Origin of the sequence: Bacteroides sp. Marseille-P3684 (assembly GCF_900291465.1) — a bacterium.
GTDB lineage: Bacteria > Bacteroidota > Bacteroidia > Bacteroidales > Bacteroidaceae > Phocaeicola_A.
Genome location: NZ_LT985808.1, coordinates 3,217,341 through 3,233,406, shown reverse-complemented (window position 1 = coordinate 3,233,406; position 16,066 = coordinate 3,217,341). Strand labels below are relative to the sequence as shown.

Genomic DNA, 16,066 nt, shown 5'->3' with positions numbered 1-16,066 from the left:
TAAGTTCGGTAGGAAAAATGTGGTTTTGTGGCAAAAGTTCGGTAGGAAAAGTGTTGTTTTAGGGTGAAAGTTCGGTCGAAAAAATGTATTTTTGCGTAAAATGTATAATCAACTCATTGTATATTAGTATGTATAGGAATATTATAGAACGGCTTAGAAAATGGAAGGATAAAAAGGACCGCAAACCTCTTATTCTGGCAGGTGCACGTCAGGTTGGCAAGACCTATATTCTGAAGCGATTTGGTGAAGAAGAATTTGCGAATGTGGCTTACATCAATTGTGAAGATAATGTCCTGGCAAAGAACCTTTTTATGGAGGATTATAATATGCAGCGTATAATTCTTGCAATTGGTGCCATCACAGGACAAAGTATAGAACCCGGTAGGACTCTGATTATCCTTGACGAAATACAAGAATCGCCACGTGGACTGTCCGTTCTGAAATATTTTTGTGAGAATGCACCTCAGTATCATGTCGCTGTCGCAGGGTCCCTGCTGGGAATTACTATGCACAAAGGAGAGTCATTTCCCGTTGGCAAGGTAGATGTTTTGCATATTTATCCAATGACGTTTGACGAATTCTTATTGGCTAAAGGCAAGAAGCAGCTGTTCGATATTCTCCGTTCCAAGGATTGGATGACGTTGAAGCTCCTGAAGAGTGAGTATATCAGAATCCTGCGCGAATACTATTTTGTAGGGGGAATGCCTGAAGCGGTCAATATGTTTGTGGATACGAACGATGCCATTGCTGTGAGAGAAATCCAAAATAATATTCTTTATACGTATCAAAAAGATATATCAAAGCATGTGCCTGTTTCCGAGTCCAATCGCATCAATATGGTGTGGCAATCCATGCCCTCTCAGTTGGTAAAAGAAAACAAGAAGTTTATTTACGGTGTAGCAAAACCGGGAGGACGTGCAAAAGACTTTGAAGTCGCTATTCAGTGGCTGATGGATGCAGGATTGGTTTATAAGGTCGAAAGAGTCAATGAGGCTAAGATGCCTCTGAAGTTTTATGTAGATATGTCCAGTTTTAAACTTTTCCTTTTAGACTGTGGCTTGTTGGGCGCCATGAGTGAAACACCTCCTGAGCTATTGTTGGTATCGGAAAATGGCATGGAGGAGTCCAAGGGAGCTTTTACTGAAAACTACCTGATGAGTCAGTTGGTGGCTACGTCTGATACTTCGGTCTTTTATTATAGCAACAATGCAAAGTTGGAGATTGACTTCTTGATTCAGCATGGGAATGCAATTGTTCCGATAGAAGCGAAAGCGGAAGAAAATCTCCGTTCAAAGTCACTTTCTACTTTTGTGGCTTCTCATCCGGATATGCATGGGCTGCGTTTTTCGATGTCCGACTATCGTGAGCAAGATTGGGTGACCAATGTCCCGCTCTATGCGGTGACTTCCTATTTTCTGGATGAGTAGGAGAGACGTTGTCAATTTGTCAAAGTGTCAAACGAATCGCTTGAGAGTGCCCTTCCTTGCACCAAAATACGGCTTGATGGATTTTTTTTGAATTTTCAGGCGATTTGCAAAATACAGATTGATGCTGATTGACTTTCTTGAATGTAATTATGATTGAAATATGCCTTGTGAAATGAGATATTGCTTGTCTGAGATGGATGATATTGGCTGAATGATAGTTTTCAAAAGATGCATCTGTCGTACAAACTGGAGGTGAAAGTTTGCAAACAAATGTATTGCAAGTATAAAATCGGACTTTGGAGAGGCAAACACAAGTGTTCGGCTGACGAAACAATATTGTTTGGGTCGTCAAACAATATTGTTTCACGCGTCAAACACTTGTGTTTGGTTTCTCAAACAATATTGTTTGAGTGCATGAATATGCAAGTCCGGGGTCTCTTTGGAATATATATGCGCCCGGAGTTGCATGGATATTCTTAAAATAACCTACTTTGGTCGGTTTCTCAAAAAGGCGCGTTAGCTGAAAGAGGCACTTTGGGTGATTCTGTCAAGAGAAGAGGAGGAAATGCTGTCATTCTGATATTCGCAGGGTGGGTGCAGGTATGGTCAATTCAACGGGAATGTCTATTTTTGCCGGAAACAAATACCGACCTTCTATGAAACAAGCAGATGATTCCCGTGCAGCCTTGTGCCTGCAATTTTTACGTGATATAGCCGTACACAACAACCGCGAGTGGTTTCACGAACACCGCGAGGAGTATGATGCCGCCCGTGCAGCCTTCGAGAGTATGGTGGCTGAACTGATTGCCCGCATCACCGTGTTTGACCCGGCTGTGCAATACCTCGGTGTGGGGGATTGTACCTATCGTTTTTACCGTGACACCCGTTTCTCTCCGGACAAGTCTCCCTATAAACGTCATTTTGGCGCTTATATCAATGCCAAGGGGAAGAAGGCGTTCCAGGGTGGTTACTATTTCCACCTGGAGCCTGAAAACTGCATGCTTGCCGGCGGGTCATACTGTCTGCCGTCAGACGTGCTGCGTGCCGTGCGTCAGAGTGTCTGTGAGCAGCCCGAGGAATTTCATGCCATCGTCGGGTCCGACCCGTTCCACACGTTGTTTCCCGTCATCGGCGAGACGCATGTGAAAACAGTCCCCAAGGGTTTCCCGAAGGATTTCCCTTATCCGGAGTACATCCGTTGCAAGGACTATTCGTGTTTCCATCCTGTCCCCGAGTCCTTTTTTACTTCTGCGGACTGGCTGGAACGTTCCGCCGAGGTCTTTCAGGTGATGAAGCCCTTCCTGGATTTTGTGAATGCTGCGATTGATGAGGCGGTCTGATGACCGGATAAAAGAAATGACGCAGGACGCCATGGATTTCTGTTCCATGTCATCCTGCGTCAGGTATACAGGGACGGCCCGTCAGTCGGCGAGCCGATGGGAAAGTGTCAGACCTTCTTCGGCGTGTTTGCCAGGGTTGCCACGAGGAAGTCATAGAACTTCTTCACGGTCGGGATCAATACACGTTCGTCGGGTGAGTGGGGTGAACGGAGTGTCGGTCCGAATGAAATCATGTCCAGACCAGGGATGATGGCACCGATGATGCCGCACTCCAATCCTGCATGCACGACCTTCACGGCAGGCTCTGCTCCGAACTGCTCTTCGTATGATTTTACCATCGCCTTGAGGATGGGAGACTCTACGTCAGGATTCCAACCGGAGTAGCTTCCGCTCATCTCGACTTTCATGCCTGCCATGGAGAAACAGCTTTCGAGCGAAGTGGCAAGGTATTCCTTCATGGATTCCGAAGAGCTGCGCACCAGGAGGCAGAATTGTGCCTGACCTCCGTCAATGGTCACGATGGAGAGGTTGGACGATGTCTCTACGGTGTCGGGGATGGTCGGAATCATGCGGCAAACACCGTTCTGGCAGGCATAGATGGCATCCACGAGGTTGTCCTGAATCTCTTCGGGCACAACTCCCTTCGGCAATTCTGTACGTTCGGCCTTGAAGGTGATGGGTGTCTCGATGGCATGATATTCTTCGTTGAAGAGTGCTTCATACTCTTTCACCAGCTCCAGCAATTCGTCGACGTTCTCAGCAGGCAGCGTCAGCACGGCATCTGCTTCGCGGGGAATGGCATTGCGCATGTTGCCGCCCTTCCAGCTTGCCAGGCGTGCTTCATATTCAGCGATGGCTTCACGGACGAAACGTACCAGCAACTTGTTGGCATTGGCACGGCCCTGATTGATTTCCAGACCGGAGTGTCCGCCACGCAGCCCTTTGAGGGTCAGTTTGATGGCCACGTCTTCCGGGTCTACCTCAGCTTCCTTGTATTGCAAGGTGGCTGTCACATCCACTCCACCGGCACAACCGATGTAGAGTTCGCCCTCGTCTTCCGAATCCAGGTTCAGGAGAATTTCTCCCTTCAGACTTCCGGGTTTCAGACCGAATGCACCGAACATGCCGGTTTCCTCATCAGCCGTGATGAGAGCTTCCAACGGACCGTGCTTCAGCGTCTTGTCTTCCATCACGGCCATGATGGCTGCAACACCCATACCGTTGTCCGAACCCAGTGTCGTGCCACGGGCTTTCACCCATTCGCCGTCGATGTAGGTCTCGATCGGGTCTTTCTCAAAATCGTGTACGGTGTCGTTGTTCTTCTGGGGAACCATGTCCATGTGTGCCTGGAGAATCACACCTTTGCAGTCTTCCATACCGGGAGTGGCAGGCTTGCGCATGATGATGTTGCCGGCTTCATCCTTGACAGCCTCGACACCTGCGCTCTTTGCAAAGTCGAGTAAGAACTGCTGAACCGGTGCCAGGAAACCCGAAGGACGGGGAACGCGGGTCAGTCCGTAGAAATGTTTCCACACATTCTGTGGAGCTAATGACAAAATTGTACTCATGTGTTTTAAGGTTTAAATGTATGGCTTGACGAATTGGAGAACTGTCAAAATGATAGCAGACGGTCCTCCTTTCCGCTCGAATTACTTCTTGTTGGTAAACGCAAGTATGGCTAATCCATAAACGCCTAACAAAATTATCAATAAAGTTTGGATTCCATGCACAATCAGTGCAAAAATTCCTGCATTTTCCCAACTTACGCCATAAAGGCTCATCATGGAGATGATGGCAAAGTGCCACGGACCGGCTCCATTGGGGGTAGGTACAAGCACGGCGATGCTGCCTGCCACGAACATGGCAAGTCCTGCCACCCAACCCAGGTGGGCGGAAAAGTCGAAACAGTAGAATGCCAGGTAGAAGTGGAGGAAGTAGCAGAGCCAGATGGCTGCCGTATAGAAGATGAACAGTGGCAGGTTCTTCACCTTGCGCAGTGAGAGCACTCCCTCCCAGACGTTGTACATGATGCCCTTGATGCGTCCGAAGAAAGCCAGCTTGCGCACCAGGAAATAGAGGAGAAGGAGGAAGGCCAGCACCGATACGCCGACTATATATAATATAGGTGAAGAAAGGGCTTCGCTGATGGAGCTGAAGTTGCTGCCTGTCTTGGCAAAGAAGGCATCGAAGATGTGTATGTTGAGCAGCAGGGTAGCCCCGATGATGAGCAGGACGCAGAGCGAGTCGATGAGCCGTTCGGTGACCACTGTCCCCAGGGCTTTGGAGAACGAGACTCCGTCATACTTCGAGAGGATGCCACAACGCGAAATCTCTCCCAGTCGGGGGATAATCATGTTGCTGGCATAGGACACGAAGATGGCGTTGACACAGTTGTTCATCCGGGCATGTTCCCCCATCGGTTCCAGCGTCTGTCTCCACCGCCATCCGCGCAACACATGGCTCAGGATACCGAAAAGGAGCGAGACTGTCATCCAGAACCAGTCGAGGTTCCACAGGTAATCGCCCACACGGGAAAGGTCAAAGTCGCGGTAAGTACGGTAGAGGATGGCGCCTCCCAGCACGAACGGGAATACAATCTTCAGGCAGGTATTTAGTATCTTTTTCAACAGTTGTTATCTTAATTTTATGTGAATCTATGTACCTTTGCGTGTTGCAAATTGATGCAAAGATATAAGGATAGAGACAAACCACATACAAAACTACCATAAAATAAGGCTATGAGATTGGTGAAACCTAAAAAATTCCTGGGACAGCATTTTCTGAAAGACTTAACCATCGCACAAGATATTGCCGACACGGTCGATGCTTGTCCCGACATTCCCATTCTCGAGGTAGGACCCGGCATGGGCGTGCTGACACAGTTCCTCCTGCCCAAGCAACGACCGGTCAAGGTGGTGGAGCTGGATTATGAGTCGGTGGCTTACCTGCATGAGAACTTTCCGGCGCTGGAGGGCAACATCATTGAGTGTGACTTCCTGAAGATGGATTTGCGGGAACTGTTCGAGGGGCGTCCTTTCGTCCTGACAGGCAACTACCCCTACAACATCTCCAGTCAGATATTTTTCAAGATGCTCGACTACAAGGACCTCATCCCCTGCTGCACAGGCATGATACAGAAAGAGGTCGCAGAGCGCATCGCGGCAGGACCGGGCAGCAAGACCTATGGTATCCTGAGCGTGCTCATCCAGGCATGGTACCGGGTGGAATATCTTTTCACCGTACACGAGCATGTGTTCAATCCGCCTCCCAAGGTGAAGAGTGCCGTCATTCGCATGACGCGCAATGAAACCACTTCGCTGGGATGCGACGAGAAACTCTTCAAACAGATAGTGAAAACGACTTTCAACCAACGCCGCAAGACGCTGCGCAACTCCATCAAGCCGATTCTGGGCAAGGACCATCCGCTCTGTGCCGACGAGCTGTTCAACAAGCGTCCCGAGCAGCTGTCCGTAGCCGACTTCATCGGGCTGACCAACCGGGTGGCGCAGGCTTTGGCTGAAACTCCGACGGAGAAAGAAGCATAACCATCATGGAAATAGAGAAAGACTTCATTCACGAAATCAGCGAACTCATCGAGCAGAAAGATGCGGTACAACTGAAAGAGCGGCTGGCCGACCTTCACCCTGCCGACCTTGCCGAGCTGTGCAGTGAGCTGGATACCGACGAGGCACGTTTCATCTTCCATCAGCTGGACAACGAGAAGGCTGCCGACGTGCTCATCGAGATGGACGAGGACGCCCGTAAGAAATACCTGGACATCCTCCCGTCGGAAACCATTGCCAAGCGTTTCGTCGACTACATGGACTCTGATGATGCCGTCGACATCATCCGCGACATGGACGAAGACAAGCAGGAAGAGGTCCTCTCGCACATCGAGGACATCGAGCAGGCAGGGGATATCGTCGACCTGTTGAAATATGACGAGGACACTGCCGGCGGTCTCATGGGTACGGAGATGGTCACCGTCAACGAGAACTGGAGTATGCCCGAATGTCTGCGTGAGATGAGGCTGCAGGCCGAGGAGATGGACGAGATTTATTATGTCTATGTCATTGACGACGATGAACGCCTGCGCGGTGTGTTCCCACTGAAGAAGATGATTACCAGTCCTTCGGTGTCGAAGGTGAAGCACGTGATGAAGAAGGACCCCGTGTCGGTGCATGTCGACACGCCTGTCGAGGAGGTGGTGCAGATTATCGAGAAGTATGACCTCGTGGCTGTCCCCGTGGTCGACAGCATCGGACGTCTGGTGGGGCGCATCACTGTCGATGACGTCATGGACGAGGTGCGCGAACAGGCGGAACGTGACTACCAGTTGGCTTCCGGTCTCTCGCAGGATGTCGAGACACATGACAGCGTGTTCCGTCAGACCAGTGCCCGTCTTCCCTGGCTGCTCATCGGTATGATTGGAGGTATCTGCAACTCGTTGATACTTGGAAATTTCGACAGCGTGTTCGCTGCCCATCCCGAAATGGCACTTTACATCCCCCTCATCGGCGGTACGGGCGGAAACGTCGGTACACAGTCCTCGGCGCTCGTCGTGCAGGGATTGGCGAACAGTTCGCTCGATGCAGGACGGACGTTTGAGCAAATCGCGAAGGAGGCTGTCGTGGCACTGATCAATGCTACCATCATATCCATGCTGGTCTATATCTACAACTTCGTACGGTTCGGAGCCACCAGCACCGTGACCTATTCGGTCTCCATCAGCCTGTTCTGTGTGGTCATGTTCGCCTCCATCTTCGGCACACTTGTCCCCATGACCCTGGAGAAGCTGAAGATTGACCCCGCCATCGCCACCGGACCCTTCATTTCCATTACAAACGACATCATTGGCATGATGATTTACATGGGAGTGACTGAATTATTGGCCTAAACCGCAAAAAACCTAAGTTTTTGTTATGATATAAAAAGATTATTGCTTTAATTTGTCGTTATTATTCGACTGAAGTTTTGCCTGTGCCCGACAGAGTCGGTCGACAAGCAGCCATCGGACGCTCCAGTTGCCGTCCGTGCAGGTTTGTTGACTGACAGGTTTGAGCACCGGCCAAGCTTAACTAACCACAGTGGGAAGAAGGATCCCGATAACTAAAAATGTTTTTCAACAATGACGGACTCTCTTAATACCAATGCCGCTCTGCAACCAGAGGAATTGGAAGAACACACAAGACAAGCAGCTCCCGAAGAAACTCCCCAAACCGAGAATCTCGACACTGCGGATATGGAAAATGAAAAAGCAGCGACCTATGAACTGAAATCATCCAAAGCCGAAGTGATTGAACGTTTGAAAGAACTGGCTCAGGACATCGAGCATGCCGACAAGGCTGAACTGGACTTCCTGAAACAGAACTTCTACAAACTGCATAAGGCTGAGACTGATGCCGCCCGCAAAGCGTTCGTCGAAAACGGAGGAACGGAAGAGGACTTTGTTCCTGCACCCGACCCCGACGAGGAGACCTACAAGGAGGTGATGAAGGACATCAAGGAGAAACGGAATGCGCTGCTGGCACAGCAGGAACAGCTGAAGGAAGAGAACCTTCAGAAGAAGCTTGCCATCATTGAAAAGCTGAAAGAGCTGATAGAGAGTCCTGAAGATGCAAACAAGAGTTATGCAACCTTCAAACAACTGCAACAGGAGTGGAACGACATCAAGCTGGTGCCTGCCAACAAGGTGAATGAACTCTGGCGGAGCTACCAGGTGCAGGTGGAGAAGTTCTATGACATCCTGAAACTGAACAATGAGTTCCGCGAATATGACTTCAAAAAGAATCTCGAGATAAAGACGCACCTCTGTGAGGCTGCCGAACGGCTGGCTGACGAACCGGACGTGGTGTCTGCCTTCCACCAGTTGCAAAAGCTCCATCAGGAGTTCCGCGACACGGGACCTGTGGCGAAAGAGCTACGGGAGAGTGTCTGGGCACGTTTCAAGGCTGCGTCTACGGCTGTCAATCGTCGGCATCAGCAGCACTTCGAACAGCTGAAGGCCGAAGAACAACACAACCTGGACCAGAAGACGGTCATCTGTGAGATTGTGGAGGCTACTGAGTATGACAAGCTGAAGACTTTCCTCGACTGGGAAAACAAGACCCAGGAAATACTTGCCTTGCAAGCCAAGTGGAAGACCATCGGGTTTGCCCCGCAGAAGATGAACGTCAAAATCTTCGAACGCTTCCGCCGGGCCTGTGATGACTTCTTCAAGCGCAAGGGAGAGTACTTCAAGTTGCTCAAAGAGGAGTTGCTCAACAACCTTGCCAAGAAAAAGGCACTCTGCGAACAGGCTGAGGCCTTGAAGGACAGCACTGACTGGAAGGAGACCGGTGACAAGCTGACGCGTCTGCAAAAAGAGTGGAAGACCATCGGTCCCGTACAGAAGAAATATTCGGATGCCGTATGGAAGCGCTTCATCTCTGCCTGTGACTATTTCTTTGAGCAGAAGAAGCGTGCCACCTCGTCCCAGCATTCTGCCGAACTGGATAACCTGGAGACGAAGCGGGGTATCCTGGCACGTCTGAAGGCGCTCGTGGAACAGCCCGATGATGAAAATACGGAAAAGACCGTCCGCGATGCCATCAAGGAATGGAACAATACGGGACATGTGCCCTTCCGTGACAAAGACAAGCTCTACAAGGAGTTCCACAAGCTGGTCGATGAACTGTTTGACCGACTCAACCTGACCGCAGCCCAACGCCGGATGACCAACTTCCGTTCCAACGTAAAGGAAATGGCAGGCAAGGAGGGCAACAGCATGCAGCGCGAGCGCGAACGGCTGATTCGTCAGTATGAAGCCAAGAAGAGTGAAATACAGACGTATGAGAACAACCTGGGCTTCCTCACGGCAGCGTCCAAGAAGGGCAACAGCCTGGTCAACGAAATCAATCGCAAGGTCGACAAGCTGAAGGCGGACTTGCAGGTACTGGAAGAGCAAATCCGTACCCTGGAAGACTCCATGAACCAATAAGAACCAATTTGCAATAGTTCTGCACAGCTCCATCGTTAAGGTGGGGCTGTGTTGCTTTTTTGCTATTCCTCATGAGGGGATGCGCGGTGGTATCGGTGAAAATCCATAACTTTGCACTTCCTAACCAATGAAGGAGGATATGAGTTATGGACTTTGAATTGGTATCTGATTATCAGCCTACCGGTGACCAGCCGGAGGCTATCGCACAACTGACAGAAGGCGTACTGGAGGGAGCACCGGCACAGACCCTGCTGGGAGTGACCGGCTCGGGCAAGACGTTCACCATTGCCAACGTCATCAAGAATGTCAACAAGCCGACGCTTATCCTGAGTCACAACAAGACCCTCGCCGCACAGCTTTACGGCGAATTCAAGAATTTCTTCCCGCACAATGCGGTGGAATATTACGTTTCCTATTATGACTATTACCAGCCGGAGGCTTATCTGCCTTCGACGGACACGTATATCGAGAAGGACCTTGCCATCAATGACGAGATAGACAAGTTGCGTCTGGCTGCCACGTCGGCTCTGCTCTCCGGACGGAAGGATGTGGTGGTGGTCTCGTCGGTGTCATGCATCTACGGCATGGGTAACCCGGCAGACTTTTACGACAATGTCATCGATGTACGTCGTGGACAGAAAATCGACCGGAACGTCTTCCTGCGCCGGTTGGTCGACAGCCTCTATGTGCGCAACGACATGGACCTGAATCGCGGCAACTTCCGTGTGAAAGGAGATACGGTAGACATTTTCCTGGCATACAGTGACAACCTGTTGCGGGTCGTGTTCTGGGATGATGAGATTGATGCCATCGAGGAAGTAGACCCCGTGAGCGGGCACCGCATCATGGACTATGACGAGTTCCGCATCTATCCGGCAAACCTCTTCATGACAACCAAGGAGAGTACCTTGCGTGCCATTCACCAGATAGAGGACGACCTGACAAAACAGGTGGAATACTTCAAGGAGATAGGCAAACCCTTCGAGGCCAAACGCCTGTATGAACGTGTGACGTATGACATGGAGATGATTCGTGAGCTGGGGCACTGTTCGGGCATTGAGAACTACTCCCGTTATTTTGACGGACGCGCTGCCGGTACCCGTCCTTACTGTTTGCTGGATTTCTTTCCCGAAGACTTCCTCATTGTCATCGATGAGAGCCACGTGAGTGTGCCGCAGATACGTGCCATGTACGGAGGAGACCGTGCCCGTAAGACCAATCTGGTGGACTATGGCTTCCGGCTTCCGGCTGCACTTGACAACCGTCCGCTGAAATTCGAAGAGTTTGAAGAACTTGCCAAACAAGTCATCTATGTGAGCGCCACTCCGGCAGACTATGAACTGGAGAAGAGCGAGGGAGTCGTGGTGGAGCAGGTAATCCGTCCCACGGGCCTGCTTGACCCGGTCATTGAGGTACGTCCCAGTCTGAACCAGATCGATGACCTGATGGAGGAAATCCAGCAGCGCATCGAGAAAAACGAGCGTGTGCTGGTGACCACGCTGACCAAGCGCATGGCGGAGGAACTGACAGACTACCTGGCACGCAACGAGGTGCGTTGCAACTATATCCATAGCGATGTCGACACACTGGAACGGGTGAAAATCATGGACGACTTGCGCCAAGGCATCTATGACGTACTCATCGGGGTGAACCTGCTGCGTGAAGGACTGGACCTGCCGGAAGTGTCGCTCGTTGCCATCCTCGATGCGGACAAGGAGGGTTTCCTGCGCAGTCACCGTTCGCTGACGCAGACGGCAGGACGTGCAGCCCGCAATGTCAACGGAAAGGTAATCATGTATGCCGATAAAATCACCGACAGCATGCAACAGACGATTGACGAGACGAATCGTCGGCGTGCCAAGCAGTTGGCATATAATGAGGAACACGGCATCACACCGCAACAAATCAAGAAGGCGCGTACCACGGCAGCCCTGTTGGGGGCAGGAGAGGAGACTCAAGCCGATACCCGGGAACCGAAGGCATACGTGGAACCGGACTATGCCAGCATGGCTGCCGACCCTGTGGTGGAGTACATGAGCCGTCCGCAGCTTGAGAAGAGCATCGAGCGTACCCGCAAACTGATGCAGGATGCCGCCAAGAAGCTGGAGTTCATCCAGGCAGCCCAATATCGTGACGAACTGCTCAAGCTCGAAGACCTGCTGAAGGAGAAAGCTGACTGAAAGGCCTGAAAACTCCGTCAGCTTCGAAAAAATAGCTTAAAAAAGAAGGGCTTCGTTGGCTTATTCACCGCTTCTCTATAAATTTGCACATTATTTTGAAGTATGATGAAGAAAAGTATAACTGCAATAGCCTTAGTTTCTGCCTGTCTGATGACATCGTGTGGAGATTATAACAAGGTACTCAAGAGCCAGGATTATTCATACCGCTATGAAGCTGCCAAGGAATATTTCTTTAGCGGGCAGTATACCAAAGCCTCTGTGGTGCTGAATGACATGATTGCCATCCTGAAAGGTAGCGGCAAGGCAGAAGAGTCACTTTACATGCTTGCCATGTGTTACTACGGGCAAGGCGACTGGCTGGAGGCTTCTTCAACGTTTAAAAAATACTACACGACGTATCCGCGTGGCGAGTTTGCCGAGCTGGCACGTTTCTACACTTGCAAGTCACTCTATAATGATACCCCCGAGCCTCGTCTGGACCAGACCAGTACGTTTGAAGCCATCAATGAAATCCAGGTGTTCTGCGAGTATTATCCGAGCAGTGTTTACAAGGATGAGGCACAGCGGATGATGTTCGAGTTGCAGGACAAGCTGGTGGAGAAAGAATATCTCTCGGCGCGTCTGTACTATAACCTGGGCAACTACATGGGCAACAACTACCGTTCGTGTGTCATCACGGCGCAGAATGCCTTGCAGGACTTCCCGTATGCAAAACGTCGCGAGGACCTTTCTTACCTGGTGTTCCTGGCGAAGTACAAAATGGCGAGCGAGAGTGTCGTCGAGAAGCGGGAAGAGCGTTATCGCGACGTGGTTGACGAGTATTATGCCTTCAAGAACGAATTCCCTGAAAGCAAGTACCTGAAGGACGTCGACAAGATGTTCAATGAAGCGAACAAACATATCAAAGACTAGTCATTGTATATAATAAGGAATAGAAGAATTATGGATTACAGAAAAACGAATGCGCCCACCACTACGGTGACACGCGACTTGATGGAACTGTGTGAGGACACAGGCAACATTTACGAAACGGTGGTTATCATCGGTAAGCGTGCCAACCAGATTAGTGTTGAAATCAAGAACGACCTTTCGAAGAAGCTTCAGGAGTTTGCTTCTTACAACGACAGCATGGACGAGGTGTCTGAGAACAGGGAGCAGATCGAGATTTCGCGTTACTATGAGAAATTGCCGAAGCCGACGCTGATTGCTACGCAAGAGTATATCGAGGGCAAGGTGTATTTCAGAAATCCTGCTAAGGAGAAAGAGAAACTGCAGTAAGTATGATTCAGCGTATACAAAGTGCTTATCTGTTGCTGGTCGTGGTACTGATGGGTGTGACCATGAGCATGCCGTTGGGGCTTTATGTCGGGCAGGACGGCAGTCTGTCGTCTTTCTATGCTTACGGTCTGGAGCTTGCCGGGGCAGGACGTGACGGTTCATGCTGGGGTATCTTTGCCATTGCATTGCTCGCTGCCATCATTACTTTTGCGACCATCTTTCTGTATAAGAACCGTAAGTTGCAGGTACGTCTGACAATCTTCAACATCTTGGTCACGTTGGGCTGGTATGCGACGTTTGCTGCCTTCCTGATGGCGTACAATGAGCAGTTGGCAGGTGCCACTTTCCATTGTGGTACCGGAGCGGTTCTTCCACTGGTTGCCATTATTCTTGACTTGCTCGCCATCCGTGGCATCCGCAAGGACGAGCGTCTGGTGCGGGCTGCCGACCGTCTGAGGTAATCGGATTATATTAGATAGTATTCAAATAGAGGCTGTGTCACGTTTTTTGTGGCACAGCCTTTTTGGGTTATCGTCCTCTGGACATTTGCGCTTAATCGGACAAACACAAGTCCTTGTCCGATCAAGCTCTTGTGCCAGGCAAATCAATCACTTGTTTTCAATCCGTCGGACAATTGTATTTGCTTGGTGAATGGTCGTCTACCGTGATTTTATATAGTATCGGTCGTTTCCGCAAAGATAGTGATTGTCCGGGACCAGGGCATAAAAGAAGCAGGGAAAGAAACCGGGGTGTCGGCTTCTTTCCCTGCTCAAGTCTCTTACACGTTCACAGAGTAAACCGTATCGGGCTTACCAGATGTTGACCCGCTTGTCCTTCGGGATGTAGAGCGGATCGTTCTCGGTAATGTGGAACGCATCATACCACGCGTCGATGTGCGGCAGCGCACCGTTCACACGCCATTCGCCCAGAGAGTGCGGGTCGCTCTTCGTCAGGTTGCGGATGGCCTCTTCGCGGATATTGTTCGCCCACAGACGGGCATAAGCCAGGAAGAAACGTTGGTCAGCCGTGAAGCCTTCCTTGTCTGCCAACGGGGCATCCTTCGTTGCATTCTTATAAGCCTGGAAGGCGACGTTCAGACCGCCGTGGTCGGCAATGTTCTCGCCCAATGTCAGCTGTCCGTTTGCCTTCAGGTCGGGGAGGACGTTGATGTTGTTGAAGAAGTCCACCATCACCTGTGCACGGGCATTGAACTTCTCGGCATCACCTTCTGCCCACCAGTCCATGAAGTTGCCGTCCTTGTTGAACTGACGTCCCTGGTCGTCGAATCCGTGAGTCATCTCGTGTCCGATGACTACGCCGATGGCGCCGTAGTTGTAGGCATCGTCGGCTGCCATGTCAAAGAACGGCGGTTGCAGGATGCCGGCAGGGAAACAGATTTCGTTGGTCGTCGGGTTGTAATAGGCATTGATGGTCTGCGGAGTCATCTGCCATTCATCGCGGTCCACCGGTTTGTTATACTTGTCGGCAATCATCTTGCGCCATCCGAACATGCTGGCACGTTGTGCGTTCACCCAGTAGCTGGACGACTTGTCGATGGTCAGGTCGGTGTAGTCCGTCCATTTGTCGGGATAACCAATCTTCACGTAGAAGGCATCGAGCTTCTCGAAAGCACGTGCCTTGGTGCTGTCGCTCATCCACTCCTGAGCCTGGATGCGCTCCTTGAGGGAGGTCTGCAGGTTCTTCACGAGAGCAAGCATCCGCTCTTTGGCTTCCACGGGGAAGTATTTCTTCACGTACATCTGTCCCAAGCCTTCACCCAGACAAGCCTCGACGGTGTTGACCGCACGTTTCCAACGGGCTGACTGCTCTTGCTGTCCGGACATCGTGCGTCCGAAGAAGTTGAACTGTTCGGCACTGATTTCGTCGCTCAGGCAGTCGGCTGCACTGTTGATGAGCTTCCAGGTCATGTAGGCCTTCTGCTTGTCAAGGTCTACGTTGTTGAGGATGTCTGCCACCTCCTTCAGGAACTTCGGATGGTCGAGGCTCAGCTCTTTCAGTCCCTCGATGCCCAGTGACTTGAAGTGCACGTCCCAGTTGATGCCCGGCACCTCCTTCTTCAGTTCGTCGAGCGTCATCTTATGATAGCTGTTGGCAGGGTCGCGGAGCTCGACTGCGCTGAGCGATGCTTTTGCCAGGCGTGTCTCAATCTCCATGACAGCCTCCATCTTCCACTTCGCATTCGCTTCGTCCGTGCCGAAAAGCTTGAAGAGGTTGACGATGTACTGTTTGTATTTCTCCCGGATTTCTTTGGTCTTGTCGTCGTTGTCGAGGTAGTATTCCTTCTCGCCCAGTGTGATGCCTCCCTGGCATACGCCCACCAGGTTCATGCTGCTGTTCTTCATGTCAGCACCGATGTAGGTCCCGAAGTATCCGGGTGTACCCTTCATCATCAGCAGGTTCATTGCCGGAAGAATCTGGTCCTTCTCCTTGATGGCAAGGATGGCGCTCATGTCTGAACGGACGGGCTCGATGCCCTCGTTGTTCAGGCGGACGGAGTCCATCACGATGTTGTACAGGTCGCCGATTTTCTGCTCGATGCTTCCCGGCTGGTTCTCTGCTTCAGGAGCAGCGAGGGCGGTGATGATGTCGTGCAGCTGCTTGCGGTTGTTCTCGCGCAGTTCGTTGAACGTGCCGAACTGTGAATACTCTGCCGTGAGCGGATGGTTCTTGATCCAGCCACCGCAGGCATAGTGGTAGAAGTCTGTTCCCGGAGCGATGGTCGTGTCCATGTCGGCGGGATTGATGCCGGCAGTCAGCGGAGCCGGCTTCTTGTCGCAACCGGCCAGGCTCATCATGGCCAGCGTGACAATGGGTAAACAATGTTTTATCTTCATAGCGTAA

General features: G+C 51.0%; 12 protein-coding genes. 9 read left to right on the top strand and 3 right to left on the bottom strand.

The genetic code is table 11. The features are described 5' to 3' along the window. Positions 1-128: 128 nt before the first annotated feature. Both C8275_RS12805 and C8275_RS12800 read left to right on the top strand, forming a co-directional pair. On the top strand, positions 129-1,427 hold the full coding sequence (locus tag C8275_RS12805) for an ATP-binding protein (RefSeq protein ID WP_106625837.1): 1,299 nt from the start codon (positions 129-131) through the stop codon (positions 1,425-1,427). A gap of 656 nt (positions 1,428-2,083) precedes the next feature. Next, positions 2,084-2,767: a DUF2461 domain-containing protein gene (locus C8275_RS12800; protein WP_199881926.1), complete on the top strand. Its 684-nt coding sequence runs from the start codon at positions 2,084-2,086 to the stop codon at positions 2,765-2,767. 107 nt (positions 2,768-2,874) lie between these two features. Here C8275_RS12800 and C8275_RS12795 read toward each other — a convergent pair whose 3' ends face one another. Both C8275_RS12795 and C8275_RS12790 read right to left on the bottom strand, forming a co-directional pair. Next, positions 2,875-4,335: an aminoacyl-histidine dipeptidase gene (locus C8275_RS12795; RefSeq protein WP_106625443.1), complete on the bottom strand. Its 1,461-nt coding sequence runs from the start codon at positions 4,333-4,335 to the stop codon at positions 2,875-2,877. An 81-nt stretch (positions 4,336-4,416) separates the two neighbouring features. Next, positions 4,417-5,394 carry a lysylphosphatidylglycerol synthase transmembrane domain-containing protein gene (locus C8275_RS12790; protein ID WP_106625442.1) on the bottom strand — a complete coding sequence of 326 codons (978 nt, stop codon included), beginning with the start codon at positions 5,392-5,394 and terminating at the stop codon, positions 4,417-4,419. A 111-nt stretch (positions 5,395-5,505) separates the two neighbouring features. Between C8275_RS12790 and rsmA the strand changes: the two genes are divergently transcribed. The 7 genes from rsmA to C8275_RS12755 all read left to right on the top strand — a co-directional run bounded on the left by rsmA (position 5,506) and on the right by C8275_RS12755 (position 13,665). Then, the gene (rsmA, locus tag C8275_RS12785) at positions 5,506-6,312 is read left to right on the top strand and encodes a 16S rRNA (adenine(1518)-N(6)/adenine(1519)-N(6))-dimethyltransferase RsmA (RefSeq protein WP_106625441.1); all 807 of its coding nucleotides are present in this window, start codon (positions 5,506-5,508) and stop codon (positions 6,310-6,312) included. 5 nt (positions 6,313-6,317) lie between these two features. Further along, positions 6,318-7,664 carry a magnesium transporter gene (mgtE, locus tag C8275_RS12780; RefSeq protein ID WP_022384667.1) on the top strand — a complete coding sequence of 449 codons (1,347 nt, stop codon included), beginning with the start codon at positions 6,318-6,320 and terminating at the stop codon, positions 7,662-7,664. A 231-nt stretch (positions 7,665-7,895) separates the two neighbouring features. Further along, a complete protein-coding gene (locus C8275_RS12775) occupies positions 7,896-9,746 on the top strand; it encodes a DUF349 domain-containing protein (RefSeq protein ID WP_106625440.1) in 1,851 nt (616 codons plus the stop codon). A gap of 146 nt (positions 9,747-9,892) precedes the next feature. Beyond that, entirely contained in the window at positions 9,893-11,926 is a 2,034-nt protein-coding gene (gene uvrB, locus C8275_RS12770; protein WP_106625439.1) for an excinuclease ABC subunit UvrB, read from the top strand. A gap of 105 nt (positions 11,927-12,031) precedes the next feature. Further along, positions 12,032-12,838 carry an outer membrane protein assembly factor BamD gene (locus C8275_RS12765; RefSeq protein WP_106625834.1) on the top strand — a complete coding sequence of 269 codons (807 nt, stop codon included), beginning with the start codon at positions 12,032-12,034 and terminating at the stop codon, positions 12,836-12,838. Between the two features lie 30 nt (positions 12,839-12,868). Then, entirely contained in the window at positions 12,869-13,204 is a 336-nt protein-coding gene (locus tag C8275_RS12760) for a DNA-directed RNA polymerase subunit omega (RefSeq protein WP_022384663.1), read from the top strand. A gap of 2 nt (positions 13,205-13,206) precedes the next feature. Beyond that, positions 13,207-13,665, top strand: a complete 459-nt coding sequence (locus C8275_RS12755) for a DUF4293 domain-containing protein (protein WP_106625438.1) — start codon at positions 13,207-13,209, stop codon at positions 13,663-13,665. Between the two features lie 348 nt (positions 13,666-14,013). On the opposite strand, the gene C8275_RS12750 is transcribed toward C8275_RS12755, so the two are convergent. Further along, positions 14,014-16,059, bottom strand: coding sequence for a M13 family metallopeptidase (locus C8275_RS12750; RefSeq protein WP_022384661.1), 2,046 nt, complete (start codon positions 16,057-16,059; stop codon positions 14,014-14,016). Between the last annotated feature and the right edge of the window lie 7 nt (positions 16,060-16,066).